This is a genomic window from Bacillus sp. es.034 (assembly GCF_002563655.1).
In the GTDB taxonomy this organism is placed as follows: domain Bacteria; phylum Bacillota; class Bacilli; order Bacillales; family Bacillaceae_B; genus Rossellomorea.
This window is the reverse complement of the sequence record NZ_PDIY01000001.1, coordinates 2,828,634-2,847,175: the sequence shown is the minus strand read 5'-3', so window position 1 is coordinate 2,847,175 and position 18,542 is coordinate 2,828,634. Positions and strand designations below refer to the sequence as shown.

Sequence of the window (18,542 nt, the reverse complement as noted above, 5' to 3'; positions counted from 1 at the left end):
GGAAGAAACCATGGTCCTTTACTACTGAGGAAGCAAAACCTAATTATCTACATTACTTCCTTCATTTCTCCTCGTTATGCACGATGTTGTCAGTAATGCTGTCATATTCATTCTCTGCAATGGCGCTGCTGATGATTTCTTCTTTTTCAAGCCTTGCGACCGCCTCATATTCTGCATACATGGCGTGCTTCCTGAGTGTGGCCAGCTGGTTTTCCTTTAGTACCGGATTCCGATCAAATAAGTCATCCAATTGTGCTTTGAGCATATCGATTCTTTTTTGATATGTATCAATGAGCTCCTTAGAAATTGGATCAGTTATATAGAGCTTTTGTTTCACACGATGAATCTCTGATATCGCCATTTCATAACGATGAAGCTGACTAAGTAATTTCTCGAACTCCTCATGACCTTCCTCTTTTGGCTTAATGCCCAGTAGATTGATTAACGGTTTGATGGTAAGTCCCTGGACAACGAGGCTGAATAATACAACACTAAAGCCGAGGATCAACACGTCTTCCCTGCCTGGGAAGTCCCGCGGCAGACTCAGTACAAGAGCAATCGAGAGAGAACCTTTCAATCCTCCCCAATTCAAAATATGCTTCCACATATGCGGAAAGTTCCCGATAAGGGACAAGCTTGTATAAACGGCTATACTCCTTGCCACTAATACGATAAGTATGGCTGCGAATATGTATGGCCACTTCTCGAGGAGGTCGATCCTTGTTATCTCGAGGCCGACCATTAGGAAAACCAGAGAATTCGCAAGTAATGCTGCAACATCCCAAAAACTGTTGATATTCAACTTGGTAGTGGGACTCATCCCGATCTTCCCGCCGAAATTTCCGAATATCAGTGCTGCAATGACCACGGCGATGACCCCAGAAGCGTGAACACTTTCCGCCAGTAGAAAGGAGCCGTAAAATAAGATGACACTAAAAATGATCTCAAGGGGATAATCATCGTAGTACTTCGTTAAAATTGAAAATGCATACCCCAGGGAACCACCGATGATTACACCTAATGAGACCACCCTGATGAACTCCCACACACCGCTTCCAAGACCTGCCCATCCAGCATCGATATACGATACAAGATAAAAGGCGGAAATATTGAATAATACAACAGCTAAACCATCATTGAATAAGCTTTCTCCTTCAATCACAACGGCTAATCTCTTCTTAACACCCACACTCTTGAAAATGCTTAATACACTGACAGGGTCTGTTGCACTCATCAGTGCTCCAAAGACAAAAGCTGCCTGAATAGAGAAATCAAAGAAATAATACGCTGAAAAACCAATGATCAAAAAAGAAATCATCGTTCCCCCGAAAGCCAAAGCGATGATCGGTTCTTTATTTGCCCTTAGATGGGAATAAGGAAGCTTTAATGCCGCTTCTCCCAAAAGAGCCGGTAAAAACAGGGTAATGATGACGAAATTAAAGACCTCTCCTTCTGTAATGAAGTCTTTAAGCGGCTCTAAGACAGGTATATTGAATAACCCGATCAGCGCTCCAACTATAACGAGAGCAATCGGATAAGGTTGCTTGAATTTCTTGGCAATCGCCGTTATCCCGGCTGCAATCATGACTAATATAAGACCCAGTTCGAAAATATGGTGCATATCTAACTCATTCATATCTGTCGCTTCCTCTCTTGTACAATACTTCCTTTTTCCCTCTATTAACTATTTACTAACCTTCCCTTTTATGTAAAAATGACTCATCTTTCCGACTCATCTGAACACCAAATCTCATCTTCCTATAGTATACAGAAATTCCCTTGAAGATTAAAATATTCCTTCCATTCATTGAGTCTTTCAAAACCAGGGTAAGGGATATCAAAGAAAGGGTAAGAAAAATGACGACTACAGAGAAAGCCGGTAGTCGTCATTTCAATCATTTATATACTCTTGTACAGGAGCTTTCTTAGTAAAGGGAATAATACTTCCGGGAGTTCTTCTACATCTGAAACAAGGATGCTGTAATTCCCGTAAATATTCTGGATGGTTATTCTTTGGGACTCATCGATTTCACCGTTTGATAAAAAAACGTTGATGACTTCGATCCCCTTTTTCCTTGCATCCAATACTGCTTCGTGGGTATCGACAATTCCATTTTGTTCGTACTCCATGGCTGCAGGTTCACCATCTGAAAAAACAAGAAGGAACTTTTGTTTTTCATTCCGCATCAGAATTCTTTCTGTCATCAGACGAATCGCAAAACCATCCCGATTGTCCTCTTCCGGCTGAAGCTGCATGATTTCAGAACCACTGCCTGGTTTCAGTGAGGTATAGAAATTCAACACTGGATTTAAGTAATTCGGCTGACTGGTCTTTGAGGCACGATTCGTATCTTCCCAGAAGCCGACGACTTCATGGGGGACCCTGACAGATTTTAACGATTCATGAAACAATGTGATACCAAGCTTCGTCTGATCCATCTTGTCATACATGGAGCCTGAACAATCGACAAGTAAAGAAAACACTGCGTCTATCTCTGAGGAAGGGTTCTGCTTTTTGTAGAAAAGTCTTGGATTATCATCGGTTATGAAACGTAATAACTTGTTATTCAATCTGCCGAAATGTAAATCACTCCGAGGCTGTATACGCTTGTGTTCCAGTGTTTTCTCAATCATCTTCTGAAGCTTCTTTTGTAACGGTGCTACCATTCCTTTGTTCTGACTATACTCAAGCTTTTCCTCAGAAGAGGGAACAGACGGGGTAAGAAAGTGAGGTTCGGCGAAGCGATTGTCCTTTCCATACTCACTTTCTTCCCCTCCTGACTCTTCCCTCTCCTGCTCCTCGGCTTTCACATTATGGTACTGCTCCCGTTCTGTCTCTTGCTTAGAGCCTTGAACCATCGCTAACGCCTGGTCGCCATCTTCTCCTTCACGTACCCCCTCTCCCATGAGGTCGGATTGCGAACCTTGATCCAGATCGAATTGCAGGAATGATTCCCCTTTGTCACTTGTTTCCCTGTGCCAAGTACGGAATTCTTCGTCCAGGATTTCTTCATCCCCTGTGCTTTCTTCTTCCAGTACATCATGATTCTGTAGAGGGTCTTTCCTTTTTAATTCGTCAAAGGTTTCACCGGATGTTTCTTCTATCTCATAGACGTCCTCAGGCAGATGGAAGTATTCATTCAACATATCTTTCTGAACAATTTCATCTACAACCTCAATAATCTCCAAAGCTACCCTCGCAACATCCTTCGTTTGACGGGTCTCATAAAACCGGGTAATCTGGCCATGAATAAATGGCATGGCCAGGTCGATCTCCTCATTGATCTTCACCGGTTGTTCCATCGGGGATTGGGCATGAAGAAGAAGGTAAACCGAATTGAACAGAGCATCTGTAAACACGCTTTTCGTCAAATTCACTTTAAGCTGGGCTTCAAAGTGCTGGCGGTATAATGTTCTTCTCCTGTCAAATGATTTCTTGGTTCCCGGGCGTTTGGATTTGCAAATTTCCTCTAATCGTATCTCTTCCCCTATGACAAATAATTGCTTTGCAAATCGTGGGACAGAAGTGGTTTTTACTTTTTCAAGGTATTCTATGACATCTTCTTTCACCGTTTCATGGAGGTTACCTATGGTCCTCAAGTAGATATCACTTTTTAACCCATGGACTTCGTCATCTCTTTTTCGATGATCCCAGAAATGACTGACGTAGACCGTTTCCTCTTTGTAGTCCAAATAAGAAAACGGACCATATTTCAGGTTCATATCCCCATTCTTAGACAGTGTCTTTGTAAGATCCGCCATTTCCATCACTAAAAATGAATCAATATTTTCATCATTAAATTGAATAAATCGGTGCATTACAAATCCCTCATTCAAATAAGGTTTCTGCTATATTCAGAATAGCCGCTTTCTCACGTTCATCTTCAAGCTTATCAACAATTCCCCTCTGTATCGCACGCTTGGCAGGGAGATACACAGCCAAGTCACAGGCATCAAGGAGAGCACGAATGGATGCTGCTTCCTCTGAAATTTGGCCATTTTTAACCTGGATCAATAAATCCGAAGATAAATTTACAAATTGGCCGATGAGCTTGTCATCCGTAAGCTTACTTTGACTTTCAATGACACTCTTCAGCGTTTCTCCTTCAATATAGGGTACATCTATAACAACAAAGCGATTTTTCATGGCCTCATTTAACGGCACCGTACCCACATACCCTTCATTGATAGCGGCTATAACACCAAATGAGGAAGCAGCTTTCACGACTTCACCTGTAAATGGATTCGTAATACTTCTTCTATAATCCAACACACCGTTTAAAATCGGCAATGTTTCAGGTTTGGCCATATTGATTTCGTCGATATAGAGCAGGTGACCATTTTTCATTGCTTGGATCACAGGTCCTTCAATGAAATCGATGGTATTTTTCCCATCCCTTTCGCTGATCGTTTTATATCCTAATAATGCTTCTGCATCGAGATCAACAGAGCAGTTGATACTGTGCATCGGTTGAGAGAATATCGATGATAATGTATCGGACAGCTTTGTCTTCCCAGACCCCGTGGGTCCTTTAAGGAGAAGGTTTTTCCCCAGGGAAAGGGAAATGATGCTGTCCTCGATGATATATTCTTCACTTGCCGTATATCCTCCTTCCCCAATCAATGAGTGGTTCTCAGTACGGGCAAATGCTTGTTTTCTTTCATGTATTATACGAGTGACCGATTCCGGTAGTCGTCTTTCCAAATTCATGCTTTGACATCCTTTCCAATTCACATACTAGTCATTCTACATGTAATAGCGCTTACACTGCAAAGGGTCTGCATACATTTATTATTTCAGCAGATCAGAAAAAAAACACCCTTTTCCGGGTGTGGTAAGCTTTTATATGTTCAAATCATATCGGGTGAATCCCCTGTAGACATACATGCCGGCTTTTTGATAGACAATGGTGGCGTCAGTATAGCTGTCACTGTCTACGGATAGGGCTGCGGTTTTCATCCCGCGTTCCTTCAGTTTGTGAAATGCGTAATCAAGTAAATGATGGGCAAGTCCCCTGCGCCGGAAGCTTCTCTGGATACCGAGATGAGAGACCTCACCCATCCTGGTCTCTTCATTGACAGTACAAAGGATAAATCCTATGAGAATGCCCCCTTCTTTCAATAGATACCAAAGAGTAGGATCGAAAGAAGGGCGAAGAAAACGCTTCTTGAATTCTTCCAATTCAGTTGGGTGATAATCAAAATGGTCCGAAAAAACCTCTTCAAACAGTTCATGAAGACAATGAGCTTCAGTATCGGGATTGAAACTTGTTATCTGATAAGAAGAAGGAATGGAGGTACTCGTCAAATCTTCAAGATCCTTTTTCATCTGAAACCAAAAGCGGGTTGCCGTAAACCCAGATTGTTCGAGAGTCTCTTTCTCTACTTCAAGATTTGCAGATAAGATGATTGTTTTGTTTTCACCATTCATCTTTTTTCCGATTCTGGCGGTTGATACTAATTCTTTTACCATCTCCTTTATGTAGTGACCCATATGTTCATTTGGGTTAGCAAGAATTAAAGAGGGCAGGCGATGATCTTTTTCAGTCAAAATGGAGAGGGCAGCCAATTCCCCATTATGCCAAAGGCCAATGCGATCCGTTTTTGGAATCGATTCCACCATCTCATGGATTTCTTCTTCGCTGGTTTGCCTTTCACCAAATGCCTTTAGTTCGTAGTTCATAAATAGTTCTTTCAGTGATGACATATCCTCTAGAGTAACCACCCGTTTACTAAATGATTGCTGCATTTGTCGTCTCCCCATCCATCCCAATTTTCAAGCACGTTGAACAATGCAATACTAATATCAAGATCATGAATATATCTTTTTAAAGTTAACATAGAAAAAGCTGATTTCTTCCGTACAGGAAAAAATCAGCTGGAGGATGGTTTAGACCTCTTCGAAGTATTCTTTGTAGAATCCTCCCATTTTGCCACTTTCATCGATGACGAAGTAGTATTCTTCTGATTCGTTTTTCACTTCATATTCTTTTCCTACTGTAAGGACATTCGCAACTGTGTATTTCTTTGCGTCCGTATGTACACACTTTATCTTTTTATTCGAATGATTCTCCGTCCAAGTTTTATGAATCAAGTCGATAACCTCCTTTTCAATGGAACTATGCTACTAGTATATTCTTACAGGCGCATTAGTTCAACTACTATCTAAACCAGAATTCGATTGAATCGATAACCGGCACTCATAATATAGTTTTTTTGTCGATTTTTTAAGGATTTTGACACAACACAACATTTTTATATGGTATATTATAGGAGATAACATATTAGGAGAGGTTCGATATCCGTGAAAAAAGGATTAATCAGAATAGGGATGATTTTCTCCATCCTTCTGCTATTTTATATGAGCACGCACCGGCCGAATGAAGAACAGTTTTACTCTTGGCTATTAAATGAATACGATATCGAATGCCATGCTTCCATAACTTGCACCAAAAAAATGGAGGGGAATTCCTATAGAACCTTGATTGAAACCGGATCAAATATTAAGAATGGGTACTTGCTGTTTAACACGATCGGCAAAATCTATGAGGATGAGAACGGTTCCAGAACGACGGTTAAAGCGATAGGGATATTCGGAAAGTATTTCACGATCATGATAGATGAACAAGGCTGATGACAATACCTCCATCAGTCTTTTATTATTTCCGATACCTTACTTTTTTCCACTTAGTTGTAGTGTTGCTTTTTTTCATTGTGTAGATGAGTCCGTAAATAATCAGTGTAACAAAAAGAATGACAAAAACGACTCCTGCTTTTAGGCTTATTTCCTCTAACAGCTCCTGAAAGCTCTTAGGGAAGTACCGTCCAATCTGAAAATAGACGATTCCCCATACAAAAGCTGATGGAAGGGCATAAAGAAGATACTTCATGAAAGAGATCCCTCTTGTTGTACCTGCAATATATGGCATGAATAACCTGATACCCGGTATAAAATAGCTGAATGAAATCGCCAATGGACCATATTTATTCAGCCAAGCTTCTCCGTTTTCAATGAGCTTTTTGGATCTGTTCCCATTCCTCATCCGGGATGTTAGCTTAGTGCCAAAATAACGTCCATTCATGAAAGCAAAAATTCCATAGGAGATCAATCCACTATACATAAAGAAAAAAGAGGTGTACGGATTAAAATGCCTCCATTCAGAAAGATATCCGGCTAATGCGGCAGCCAGTTCGTTTGGTACCGGTAAACCCACAAACACGACCCAACTGAATAGGAACATGGCAATATAACCAAATTGATCAACCAAATGAAGTAAAAAGTCCATCACACACCTCTTTTCACACAATGCATTTTGTGTTCTCCCGGGACTCTCCTGGTCACTTATTCAATACCCTATCTGATTAAGACGAAAACCACTCCTGCTTGCAGTGTCCGTACTTTAACTTGACTCCAGGAGGTTCTCCACTTGATCTTTCGTCATACCTATTTCCATTAACTGTTTTTGCAGTTTTTCATGATAAGACTGACTTACATGTGGAAGGCTTCCTCTGAGGATTTCCCTGGCGTAATGATCGGGGGGACATGTTTCATCATATTTCACCTTTACAATAAAGGTCAGTACATCCTTATATGATTTTCCGTTTATCAGTATGTCAATGAAAGCCGCCCTGTACCAACCCGGGGTGACCCCCTCCCTTGTAAACAGGTACTCTACAGCCTCTTTGGGGATATCATATACAACCCCTTCCATCGTTCCTCCATCTTCAATGATATCTCCACGACCACCATCATGTACCTGAAATAAATACTTCATTGTATATCCTTCCAACACACCCGCTCCAAGACAATTCTTGAAATGTTGATCGACCTCGGCTATTTTAAATCGATCATCATCCATACAGGATCCATATGCGAAATATAGTGTCCTTTCAGGTTTCCCCTTAAGAAATTGATGGACCTTCCAATCTCCTGAAGGAATTTCTTCTTGAAATAAAGCTTTGTCTTCGGAATAATAGACAAATGCTTCCCGGGTGCCTGTGTCTGTTACCACTTCCTTACGTTTGCGGATAAACAGGTTCTCTTCACGATCTTCCAGGAAATCCTCAAGTTCATCGATTTTCAATAAGATGTCGGTGTCGATCTTATATACTTCACCATAAACTGTTCCATTGCCTTCTTTCAGGGCTGGATAACCTCTATTCGTTTCGTATAGGATTCCTTCTACCCAGGCTTGCTCCCTGACCAATGAAGCATCCTTCAATAAGGAATGATTACTTTCGTGTCTTCTTAACGTACCATAGACAAAAACGTACACCATGTTACCCCTTTCTCTTGTTAACATAACTTCATTACGGTTAATCAACTAAACTAGCTTTCTTATATTTTATCAAATGATCTTTGAAATTTCAGTATTCTCTGCTTTCATTATATAAATTATCATAAAAAAGGACACTTCCACCATAACGGTAGAAATGCCCTTCAAGGGGAAACGCTTTCAATTTTTCATTTGCTTTTTTGGGATGGCGGTTTGCTTCGCCTGCTCCCTTAATCGGAACTTTTGGATTTTTCCGGAAGCAGTCATTGGGTAGGCATCAGTAAATTCGATATATCTTGGAATTTTATGCCGTGAAATCTTACCGGTGCAATACTCCCTGATCTCTTCAGAAGTCGCTGTTTGTCCTTCCTTCAATATGATCCAGGCCATGACCTCTTCACCATAAACCTCATCCGGAATCCCAATGACCTGTACATCCAAGACCTTAGGATGGGAATAAAGGAATTCTTCAATCTCTCTCGGGTAAATATTCTCACCACCTCGAATGATCATATCTTTTAATCTTCCTGTAATCCTGCAATAACCATGTTCATCCATGACGGCTAAATCACCCGTATGGAGCCACCCTTCATCGTCAATGGAAAGCCTTGTCGCTTCTCCATTCTTATAGTACCCTTTCATGACATGGTATCCACGGGTACACAATTCTCCCTGGACTCCATAAGGGACTTCACGATTTGACCCGGGCTCCACAATTTTCACTTCGACATTAGGCAGTGATTTCCCAACGGTTTCGACCTTTAATTCAATTGGATCATGGGTACGTGTCTGGGTAATCACGGGAGATGACTCTGTCTGACCATAGGCGATCGTAATCTCATCTGCTCCCATTTTGTCCATGACCCCTTTCATCACCTCAATCGGACAATTACTGCCTGCCATGATACCGGTGCGAAGATGGGATAGGTCATATTGATCGAAATCCGGGAGATTCAACTCGGAAATGAACATGGTAGGCACTCCATGAAGGCCTGTGCACTTTTCGTCCTGGACCGTCTTCAAGACCAGGCGGGGATCGAATTCCTGCAAGGGGACCATTGTAGCTCCTACAGAAACACAAGCAAGGACCCCTAGCACGCACCCGAAGCAATGAAAGAATGGAACGGGAATGCACAAACGATCTTCATTGCCGAGTCTCATGCATCCGGCGATATTATACCCGTTATTAACAATATTGGAATGAGTGAGCATGACCCCTTTCGGAAACCCTGTCGTCCCTGACGTATATTGCATATTGATAACATCATGAGGGGATAGGCTTGAAAGTCTTTCGTCAAGATCATTCTCTTCCACTTCCTTCCCTTTCTCCATGATGTCCTCCCAGTTATATGTACCCGGATAGGAATTCTCCCCTAGAACAATGACATTTTTTAAGAAAGGCAGTTTGGCACTTTTTAACTCTCCAGGCCCGGAAGATTTCAATTCCGGACAGATTTCATAGAGCATGTCTATATATGACGCACCTCTGAATTCTTCCATCAAAATAATCGTCTGACTGTCAGATTGTCTTAGTAAATATTCTAATTCAGCACTTCGATAATTTGTGTTCACTGTGACCAGGACGGCACCCATTTTTCCGGTGGAGAACTGGCTCACTAACCATTCAGGTGTGTTAGATGCCCAAATGGCGATATGATCTCCTTTATTGATGCCAAGCTTCATGAAGCCCTTTGCGGCCTGTCTGCATAATTGGTTAAATTCGTGATAGGACCATCTTAACCCCCTGTCAGCATAGACGACCGCTTCAATATCCGGCTGAATGCGTGCTTTTTCTTCGAGAAGATTCCCTACTGTAGTGTGTAAAATCTCCGACAAATGATTTTCCCCCTTTGATATGACCCTGTTTAAATCGGAACCTTCCGCAAGTAATTCAAGAGGTGACATTTCAGTTCCTTATGCGTGTATATTATCACAAAAGTTTAAATTTTCAAACTAATTACCTTATACCTTTCATACAGGTTAAATAGGCCGGTCCTACACTCTCGACAAAATCCATCTATTCCTACAGGGTCTCACAAGACAAAAAACGCCTTCTTTAAACCAAATTCAACAAAACAACTAAAAATACAACTTTAGAAGGAATTTATGAAAAAACACTTTTCAAATGAATGTTTTCTCTGTAGAATAAATAGAAAATATAGAAAATTCTATATTTTATACATTTCCTGGGAGGTTGGTCATGAAAATCTTAAGTAATGAACAGTTGGTGGCAGCTTATCGTGATGCTGAGAAACAAGGGAATGATCAAGACTGGATATCGCTTCTTAAGAAAGAAATTCGTAACCGTGGATTGAAACCTTTTAGGAAATCTTGACGCAGTAAAAAAACAAAAAATTAAAAATCAAACGATCTCACCCCCTGAGATATTGGTGACAGACCCAAGTTCATTTGAGTCTGTCTTTTTTCATGACTTTTAATCCATGGTATTCCTCTATTTGCTTAAATTGATCGTGATCCAGAAGTCCGATCTTATGAAATAGATAAGAATACTGAAGCACTTTTTTTGATTGATAAGCATTCATTTCCCCCACCCTCTCAGACTGTTGTCCATAAGTTTCCTTAAGGAAACTTTATTTTATTTAACCACATTTTATGTTTTTGGTTAAAATATGTGAAAAAAAAAGCTGACTCATATACCACCAGGGGTCATATGAATCAGCCAAACATTCATCTATCATTATTCAATCAAAGTGGTTTATCCTTCAAGAAGTAAATCTTCAGGGTTTTCAAGTAAGTCTTTAACCATTGCAAGGAATCCAACCGCTTCTTTTCCATCAATGATTCTATGATCATATGATAAAGCAATGTACATCATCGGACGATTTTCCATTGTGTCTTTATCAATGGCTACAGGACGGAGTTGGATTTTGTGCATTCCAAGAATTCCAACCTGTGGTCCATTTAAGATCGGTGTGGACAGTAATGAACCGAATACCCCACCATTTGTAATGGTGAATGATCCTCCTTGCAGATCTCCAAGGGATAACTTGTTGTTTCTGGCCTTAGTAGCCAATTCCATGATTTCCCCTTCAATCTCCGCGAAATTCTTTCGTTCACAGTCACGTACGACCGGTACAACCAATCCATCATCCGTGGATACGGCTACGCCGACATCGTAGAATTTCTTAAGGACGATTTCATCCCCGTCAATTTCACCGTTCACATATGGGTATTTCTTAAGCGCCGCTACCACTGCTTTTGTAAAGAAACTCATGAAACCAAGTCTTACATCATGGTCATCAAAGAATTTGTCCTTCTTACGTTTACGCAGCTCCATGACCTTACTCATATCAATTTCGTTGAATGTCGTCAGCATGGCAGCTGTCTGCTGAACCTCGACCAAACGTTTCGCGATGGTTTGACGTCGGCGGGACATTTTCTCACGTACGACTGGCTTTCCATCATCTTTCTTTGCCGGAGCCTTCTTCTCCTGTGCAGAAGGTTTAGAAGGAGCATCGGCCGGTTTATTGCTATAGGCTTCTATGTCCTGTTTACGAACGCGACCAAGTGGATCTGTTGGAACATCGGAGAGATCGATGCCTTTCTCACGAGCTAACTTGCGTGCTGCCGGAGAAGCGATCGGACGATTCTTTTTGTCCTCTTTAACTGGTGCTTCTTCAACTGGTGCTTTTTCCGTTTTCTCTTCTTTCTCTTCCTTCTTAGGCGCTTCTTCCTTTGCATCAGAGGTGGTTTGGGCTTCTCCGCCTGCACCTACAATGGCAATCACTTGCCCAACTTCAACCGTATCGCCTTCTTCAGCTTTAAGCTCCTGGATTGTACCGGCTTCTTCTGAAATGACTTCCACATTTACTTTATCGGTTTCAAGCTCGACGATATATTCGCCTTTTTCAACATAATCCCCGGGCTGCTTCAGCCATTGTGCAATCGTACCTTCTGTAATTGATTCTGCTAATTCTGGAACTTTAATTTCTGCCACTGTGATATCCTCCTCTTTCTTATCGGGTTAACGCTTCGTTTATGATCCTGGATTGTTCTTTTTTGTGTACAGTTGGTTCGCCTTCGGATGGGCTGGAACGTCTGCGACGCCCGATATAATGCACATCGACACCCTGAGGGGCAATGTCACGGAGCCTTGGTTCCGCAAATGTCCATGCTCCCATATTCTTAGGCTCCTCCTGGATCCAGACCAATTCTTTAAGATTTGGATACCTTTCTAAGATGGCTGTGATATCCCCTTTAGGGAAAGGATAAATTTCCTCAACCCTTAGAATGTGCAACCAGTCTGTATCATCGATATCCTGAAGCTTCTCTTCTAAATCAATCGCAATCTTCCCACTGCATAAAACAACTCTTTCAACAGCAGCCTGGCTTTCCCCCAGACCCTTTTGCTCAAGGACTGAATGAAATTCCCCACTGGCCAGTTCTTCTGCCGTGGCAGCTGCAAACTGATTTCGCAACAGGCTTTTTGGAGTCATGATGACAAGCGGCCTTACTTCTTCTTTTTGCAAGATAGCAGCTTGACGTCTTAGGATGTGGAAATATTGACCCGCTGTTGAACAGTTGGCGACTGTCCAGTTATATTCCCCGCCCAGCTGTAAGAATCGTTCCAAACGTGCGCTGGAGTGTTCAGGACCCTGTCCTTCATAACCATGTGGCAGAAGCATGACAAGGCCTGTTTTTTGGCCCCATTTCGCGCGACCGGCCGAGATGAACTGATCAAACATCACTTGTGCCATATTTGAGAAATCCCCGAATTGAGCTTCCCACAGGACAAGGGTTTCAGGTGCGAAAACATTGTATCCATACTCGTAACCAACTACAGCGGTTTCGGTAAGAGGACTGTTATGGACGACAAAGGATGCATGGCTTTCCTTCAGGTTGTGTAACGGGATATATTCTTCACCTGATTTTTCATCATGGAGTACAAGGTGACGTTGTGCAAATGTTCCCCTTTCAGAGTCCTGTCCGGTCAGTCGGATCGGAGTACCATCTTTGAGGATGGAAGCAAAAGCCAGGGTCTCGGCATGTGCCCAATCAATTTTCCCTTTCCCTTCGAATACCTGGCTGCGTCTTTTCAGGATACGATCTAATTTCTTGAACACATTGAAGCCTTCAGGCCATTGAAGCAGTTCGCTGTTTAACCCTTCCAGCTTATCGAAATCGACGCTTGTATTGATATCCGGAAGTCCATTCGCCACGTATTCAGGTGGAGCAAGTACCGTATCTGGATCATCGTCTTTAGCTGGTACTTTATTATAGGCTGCTTTTAATTCTTCCTCTATTTCAGAATCCATTTTCTCTACATCTGCATCCGTTACGATACCCTCTGAGATGAGTTTGTCAGCGTACATTTTCTTAACATTCGGGTGATTCTGAATGACTGAATACATCAATGGATTCGTTACCATCGGTTCGTCCATTTCATTATGACCAAAACGTCTGTAGCCGATTAAATCAATGACAAAGTCTTTACCGAATGTTTTACGATATTCATAGGCTAGGACTGCTGCAGCAAGACATGCTTCGGGATCATCCGCATTGACATGCACAATTGGCACTTCAAAGCCCTTGGCCGTGTCCGATGCATACTTTGTCGAACGTGAATCACGGCTTTCAGTTGTGAAACCAATCATGTTGTTGGCAATAAGGTGAATAGATCCACCTGTATTGTATCCGCGCAGTTGACTCATGTTTAACGTTTCGGCAACGACTCCTTGACCCGGGAAGGCAGCATCTCCATGTATCATGACTGCATATGATGCTTCAGGGGACTGCTCAGGGTAACCTTTATCTTCTCGGACTTCCTGGGCTGCACGCGTGTACCCGGCAACGATCGGGCTGACAACTTCCAAGTGACTCGGGTTGTTGGCAAGCGTCACCCGTGCACGGGCTGTCGGTGACTGCTGTGGAGAAATTTCACGGTCTGCCCCCAAATGATACTTAACGTCTCCCGTCCATCCAAATGTGATGCCGATCGATCCTTCGGAAGGAATTAAGTCCTTACTCGGAGCGTGTTGGAATTCTGCGAAGATCATTTCGTATGGCTTCCCGATGACATGTGCCAGAACATTCAGGCGTCCTCGATGGGCCATTCCGATATTGACGGTTTTAGCACCTGATTCAACAGAATAACGAACCATCTCGTCCAGTAATGGAACCATCGTGTCCAATCCTTCAATTGAGAAGCGCTTTTGACCAACAAAGGTACGATGAACATATTTTTCAAATCCATCCACTTGGGCAAGACGCTTTAATAACGCCATTTTCTTATCTTTGGAAAGTGGAGTGAAATAGGATTCCGACTCGATCTTTTCTCTTAACCAATTTTTCTCTTCAAGCTCATGAACATGAGCATATTCGAATGCCAGCTTATTTGTGTAAACCTGTCTTAAATGCTGAATGGCCTGAAGACCGTCTTTAATATGAGAAGGTGCATTCGGACATAAGAAATCAACAGGTATCTGTTTTAAATCTTCTTCTGTTAGATTGAACTCAGAAAGTTCAATTCTTCTAGTATCCTTATTCCGGTCATTCAGGGGATTAATATCCGCAGCTAAGTGACCATATGTACGAATATTATCTGCTAATTTAACCGCAGCCACCATTTTACTCAAGGCAGTAGGCTGTTCGGGTAGTGTAAACGATGAATCACCGTGCTGGGCGCTCGCGATCACCTTTACGTCTTCAACGGTGGGAGGCCCCCATTGTTCGAATAATTCCTTTAGTTCAGGATCTACTTCTGATGGATCTTCGAGGAATTGTTCATAAACCTCCATTACATAACCAAGGTTCGGTCCGTAAAACGATTGCCAAGGTTCCCCTTTTGCAGATTGCTTTTTCATTGTGAAAAACCTCCAACTATTTTGCCAGTTAGTATAATTTGGGTATCATGTATTCTTACAATTCAATCAACGGTATTCATTATGCAAGAATAGTAATTTTTAACACATAAAAACGCTTACAAGGATATTTTATCACTGTGCAGTAGTAAGATAAAGTCTTTATAACAAATTTCTTAAAATTTTGTTTTCCGTCCTTCTCATGGGGATATTACTTATATTCCCATAATAAATTACATGAAAACCTTTCCGTATAACGACTATTCTGAAATAATATTTTATTAAGCGCTTTCTCTTTCACCTTCTTGTATCCCTTTGTTAAGGGTACTTTTTTCATAAACCATCTTACTACTGTTACCTAAAAAAACCAAATATTTTTTGTTATTTTCCACGTTTTTTTAATTAGTACTATGTTTACAGACTCATAGACAAAGATTTTTCATTCCAAATCTTCCTCTTGCAACTCCAGAAATGAACTCATCGCCCATCCAATGCATAGGATAGAACCAGAAGGAAACACAGGGGCTGTTTATTATGTTTAAAGTGAGGTGGTTCACATGTTCCCATGGAGTTTATTCCCTTTCAATAAAAACATGAAAGATCAGATGAATCAAATGAACCCCAAAGAACTGGATAACTATATTCAAGGTATGATGAAGAAGATGTTTCCTGGCGGGTGGGATAGCATGATGAATCCGAATGATATGATGAATGGGGCACAATCCTTTATGAATCCGATGGGCAATCAGGGGCAGCAAACGAAACGCGAGGAAGCACCCAGTTCCCATTCCTCGATTCCTACCAATGTGTTCGAAACCTTTGAAGATATCTATATTCGCTTTCAAGTACCGGATGAAGATTGGATGAAGCATCTGAAGATTTTTCACACGTCAAATCAGGCAATCATAGAAAACATACCCGGCTGTGACGAAAGACAAGTGATCACCCTCCCTTGTCTGGTAAAGAAAAAAGGCGCTGTTGCTCAATACAAAGACGGAATCCTGGAACTGAAAATCCCTAAAAGCATTGACATGCAGTACACAGAAATAGACGTCTCAGAAAAATATTGAGACGTCTGTAAATTTAATGGATTTGTTTAAGGGATAGTCGAATGATGGTCCCATGAGGATCATTTCCAATGGCCGTGATCTCACCGTCATAGTTTTGGACCAGCTTCGAAGCGATGGCCAAGCCCAGTCCGTATCCACCTTTTTCGCGGCTTCTTGCTTTATCCACACGATAGAAGCGGTCAAATATTTTCGGAAGGTCTTCCTCAGGGATACCAATCCCCTCATCCTTGACTTCTATGATAATGTCTTCCTGAGAGTCCATTAGCTTCACTTCAATAGTGGAATGCTCATCAGAGTACTTCACGGCATTATCCAACAGGATGATCATGATCTGTTCCAGGTGCCTCGGCATAATGGTTACCAACGCTTCGTGGTTTAAATCATCAAAACAAGAAAAAGTGTATTCCTGATGAAGAAACCTAAAGTCCCTCATCATTTTATCCACTACTTTCTGTACATGTGCCCTGGCGTTTTCCAAATCGAATTTTTCTCTGTCCGCTCTGGAAAGCTCCAGCAATTCGCCTACAAGCCGTTTTACTCTCTCAAGTTCATCTAAGGACACTTGTAAAGACTCCTCCAGTATGGTTGGATCCTTTTTCCCCCAACGATTCAATAATGCAAGATGTCCTTCAAGTACCTGAATGGGGGTTCTCAATTCATGTGAAGCATCTTCCACAAATTGCTGCTGCTGTTGAAACGATTTTTCGATTTGGCTCATCATTTTATTAAAGATCTGGGATAAGTCACTGATTTCATCGTGGGCTTTTACAATCTCCACTCTTTCGTGAAATCCTTTTCTTTCGATGGATCTCATTGTTTCAGAAAGTTTATTCAAGGGACGGACAAAGCTTTTCGCCATAGAATACCCAACAACGGCACTGATCAATAGAGCCAGGATGCCCGTGATGGTCATCATCCAAAAAAGATTCTTCATGATGTTTTCATACCGGTTCAATGGCTGTATGATTTCTACATAACCATTAAATCGGGTCGATTTGATGGGTGAACGCCCAATGAGCATTTTATTGCCTTCTGATTCTATGAGTTCAACAGACTTATCATTGACAGGTTGAAAAGGTACATAGAAGGCAGACTCATTTTCTCCCCTGATTTCCAATACCTGTTCCCCTTGACGATCCAATATCCGTATCGTCTGGTCTTTTTCGGCTATTTGTTTCATTAGATCCCGGCTATCATATATGTCCTGAAGCTTTATATCGTTCCCTCTCTGTTTAAAGAAGACAGTGATTTCATCCAATACCCGGCCAAAGTTACTTTCTTCTTCATCAAGCATCCATTTATTAATGGCGTGATATTGAAAAAAACTGAATAAAAAAAAGGCAAGGAATATGGCTGACCCGGCTGCAAATGCCCACTTCACCTTAAGGGAAGAAGGCTTAAGTCGATTGATGAATGTATTCATGTCCTCATCACATAGCCGGTCCCACGTACGGTCTGGATATAACTTTCTTCGCCTGGGGAATCTATTTTATTCCTTAAGTACCTTACGTATACGTCCACAACATTCGTTTCTACTTCCGTATCATATCCCCATACTTTGTTAAGAAGGACTTCACGGGTCAGCACAATATTCTTGTTCTCTAAAAAAGCAAGTAAAAGGTCATACTCCCGTTTAGTCACGTCAATTTCATCTTCAAGCTTAAAAACTTGCCTGGACTCCTTGTATACGATGATATCCCGAAAATGAAACGAAGTCTGTTGAGCGGCATCCTCTTTTACGGCGCGCCTGAACACAGCCCTTAGCCTTGCTAACAATTCTTCAATCGCAAATGGTTTGACGATATAATCATCCGCCCCGCTGTCAAGCCCAGATACCCGGTCCATCACGCTATCCCTTGCCGTAATCATCAGGATCGGGATGGCTTTGACCTGCCTGATTCTTCTGCACACTTCCAATCCATTCAATCCGGGGAGCATCAGATCCAAGAGGATGACGTCCCATTCTTCGTTAAGGGCTTGATCCAGACCATCTCTCCCGTCATAAGCCAGGCCGACTTCGTACCCTTCATATTTCAATTCCAATTCGATGAATCGGGAGAGATTCTTTTCATCTTCTATGACTAAGATTTTTTTCACACAATCACCTGCTCTAAATCTTAATACCCTTTATTTTAATTTACTTTTATTGAAAATAAAATCGTTTAGGGCATGGAAAATTTCAATGCCTTGATACGTCATTAATGTTAACGCCGTAAAACTGAAAAATAAAATAGGAATAATTCGAATCCACATGGTTCTAACCTCCCTTTTATCACTACTTTCATTCTGCTCCTGCATCATTAAAATAAAATGAGAAAAAGGTGAGTTTTCATTAAGAGATGAATAAGATTACATAATCATATTATAATCATCTG

Annotated in this window: 16 protein-coding genes; 3 read left to right on the top strand and 13 right to left on the bottom strand. The window is 41.6% G+C overall.

The genetic code is table 11. The annotated features are described in order from the left end of the window. Window positions 1-61: 61 nt before the first annotated feature. The 5 genes from ATG71_RS14590 to ATG71_RS14570 form a co-directional block, all read right to left on the bottom strand. A complete protein-coding gene (locus tag ATG71_RS14590) occupies window positions 62-1,636 on the bottom strand; it encodes a cation:proton antiporter (protein WP_098440205.1) in 1,575 nt (524 codons plus the stop codon). A gap of 263 nt (window positions 1,637-1,899) precedes the next feature. Then, window positions 1,900-3,819 carry a vWA domain-containing protein gene (locus ATG71_RS14585; protein ID WP_098440204.1) on the bottom strand — a complete coding sequence of 640 codons (1,920 nt, stop codon included), beginning with the start codon at window positions 3,817-3,819 and terminating at the stop codon, window positions 1,900-1,902. Between the two features lie 10 nt (window positions 3,820-3,829). Beyond that, on the bottom strand, window positions 3,830-4,711 hold the full coding sequence (locus tag ATG71_RS14580) for an ATP-binding protein (protein ID WP_098440203.1): 882 nt from the start codon (window positions 4,709-4,711) through the stop codon (window positions 3,830-3,832). A gap of 132 nt (window positions 4,712-4,843) precedes the next feature. Next, the gene (locus tag ATG71_RS14575; protein WP_179886548.1) at window positions 4,844-5,749 is read right to left on the bottom strand and encodes a GNAT family N-acetyltransferase; all 906 of its coding nucleotides are present in this window, start codon (window positions 5,747-5,749) and stop codon (window positions 4,844-4,846) included. Window positions 5,750-5,890: 141 nt separating this feature from the next. Continuing rightward, window positions 5,891-6,094: a DUF6501 family protein gene (locus tag ATG71_RS14570; RefSeq protein WP_079531868.1), complete on the bottom strand. Its 204-nt coding sequence runs from the start codon at window positions 6,092-6,094 to the stop codon at window positions 5,891-5,893. A gap of 210 nt (window positions 6,095-6,304) precedes the next feature. Between ATG71_RS14570 and ATG71_RS14565 the strand changes: the two genes are divergently transcribed. Next, a complete protein-coding gene (locus ATG71_RS14565) occupies window positions 6,305-6,634 on the top strand; it encodes a hypothetical protein (RefSeq protein WP_098440201.1) in 330 nt (109 codons plus the stop codon). Window positions 6,635-6,659: 25 nt separating this feature from the next. On the opposite strand, the gene ATG71_RS14560 is transcribed toward ATG71_RS14565, so the two are convergent. The 3 genes from ATG71_RS14560 to ATG71_RS14550 form a co-directional block, all read right to left on the bottom strand. Beyond that, window positions 6,660-7,286 carry a DedA family protein gene (locus ATG71_RS14560; RefSeq protein WP_098440200.1) on the bottom strand — a complete coding sequence of 209 codons (627 nt, stop codon included), beginning with the start codon at window positions 7,284-7,286 and terminating at the stop codon, window positions 6,660-6,662. A 114-nt stretch (window positions 7,287-7,400) separates the two neighbouring features. Then, complete coding sequence (locus tag ATG71_RS14555; RefSeq protein ID WP_098440199.1) at window positions 7,401-8,279, bottom strand: gamma-glutamylcyclotransferase family protein; 879 nt, start codon at window positions 8,277-8,279, stop codon at window positions 7,401-7,403. Between the two features lie 177 nt (window positions 8,280-8,456). Next, window positions 8,457-10,103 (bottom strand): AMP-binding protein, encoded by a 1,647-nt coding sequence (locus ATG71_RS14550; RefSeq protein ID WP_098441843.1) that lies wholly within the window; start codon window positions 10,101-10,103, stop codon window positions 8,457-8,459. A 373-nt stretch (window positions 10,104-10,476) separates the two neighbouring features. On the opposite strand from ATG71_RS14550, the gene sda reads away from it, so the two are divergent. Further along, entirely contained in the window at window positions 10,477-10,611 is a 135-nt protein-coding gene (gene sda / locus ATG71_RS14545) for a sporulation histidine kinase inhibitor Sda (protein WP_034758885.1), read from the top strand. 70 nt (window positions 10,612-10,681) lie between these two features. Here sda and ATG71_RS23435 read toward each other — a convergent pair whose 3' ends face one another. From ATG71_RS23435 to ATG71_RS14535, 3 genes are all read right to left on the bottom strand, one after another. Then, entirely contained in the window at window positions 10,682-10,819 is a 138-nt protein-coding gene (locus tag ATG71_RS23435; protein ID WP_179886547.1) for a hypothetical protein, read from the bottom strand. Window positions 10,820-10,992: 173 nt separating this feature from the next. Beyond that, entirely contained in the window at window positions 10,993-12,234 is a 1,242-nt protein-coding gene (gene odhB, locus ATG71_RS14540) for a 2-oxoglutarate dehydrogenase complex dihydrolipoyllysine-residue succinyltransferase (RefSeq protein WP_098440198.1), read from the bottom strand. Window positions 12,235-12,253: 19 nt separating this feature from the next. Further along, a complete protein-coding gene (locus ATG71_RS14535; RefSeq protein WP_098440197.1) occupies window positions 12,254-15,100 on the bottom strand; it encodes a 2-oxoglutarate dehydrogenase E1 component in 2,847 nt (948 codons plus the stop codon). Window positions 15,101-15,654: 554 nt separating this feature from the next. Here ATG71_RS14535 and ATG71_RS14530 point away from each other — a divergent pair. Next, the gene (locus tag ATG71_RS14530; RefSeq protein ID WP_098440196.1) at window positions 15,655-16,167 is read left to right on the top strand and encodes a spore coat protein; all 513 of its coding nucleotides are present in this window, start codon (window positions 15,655-15,657) and stop codon (window positions 16,165-16,167) included. A 13-nt stretch (window positions 16,168-16,180) separates the two neighbouring features. On the opposite strand, the gene ATG71_RS14525 is transcribed toward ATG71_RS14530, so the two are convergent. Both ATG71_RS14525 and ATG71_RS14520 read right to left on the bottom strand, forming a co-directional pair. After that, the gene (locus ATG71_RS14525; protein ID WP_286163017.1) at window positions 16,181-17,590 is read right to left on the bottom strand and encodes a HAMP domain-containing sensor histidine kinase; all 1,410 of its coding nucleotides are present in this window, start codon (window positions 17,588-17,590) and stop codon (window positions 16,181-16,183) included. After that, window positions 17,587-18,264, bottom strand: coding sequence for a response regulator transcription factor (locus tag ATG71_RS14520; RefSeq protein WP_098440195.1), 678 nt, complete (start codon window positions 18,262-18,264; stop codon window positions 17,587-17,589). Before ATG71_RS14520 ends, ATG71_RS14525 begins: the two co-directional genes overlap by 4 nt. Window positions 18,265-18,542: the final 278 nt, after the last annotated feature.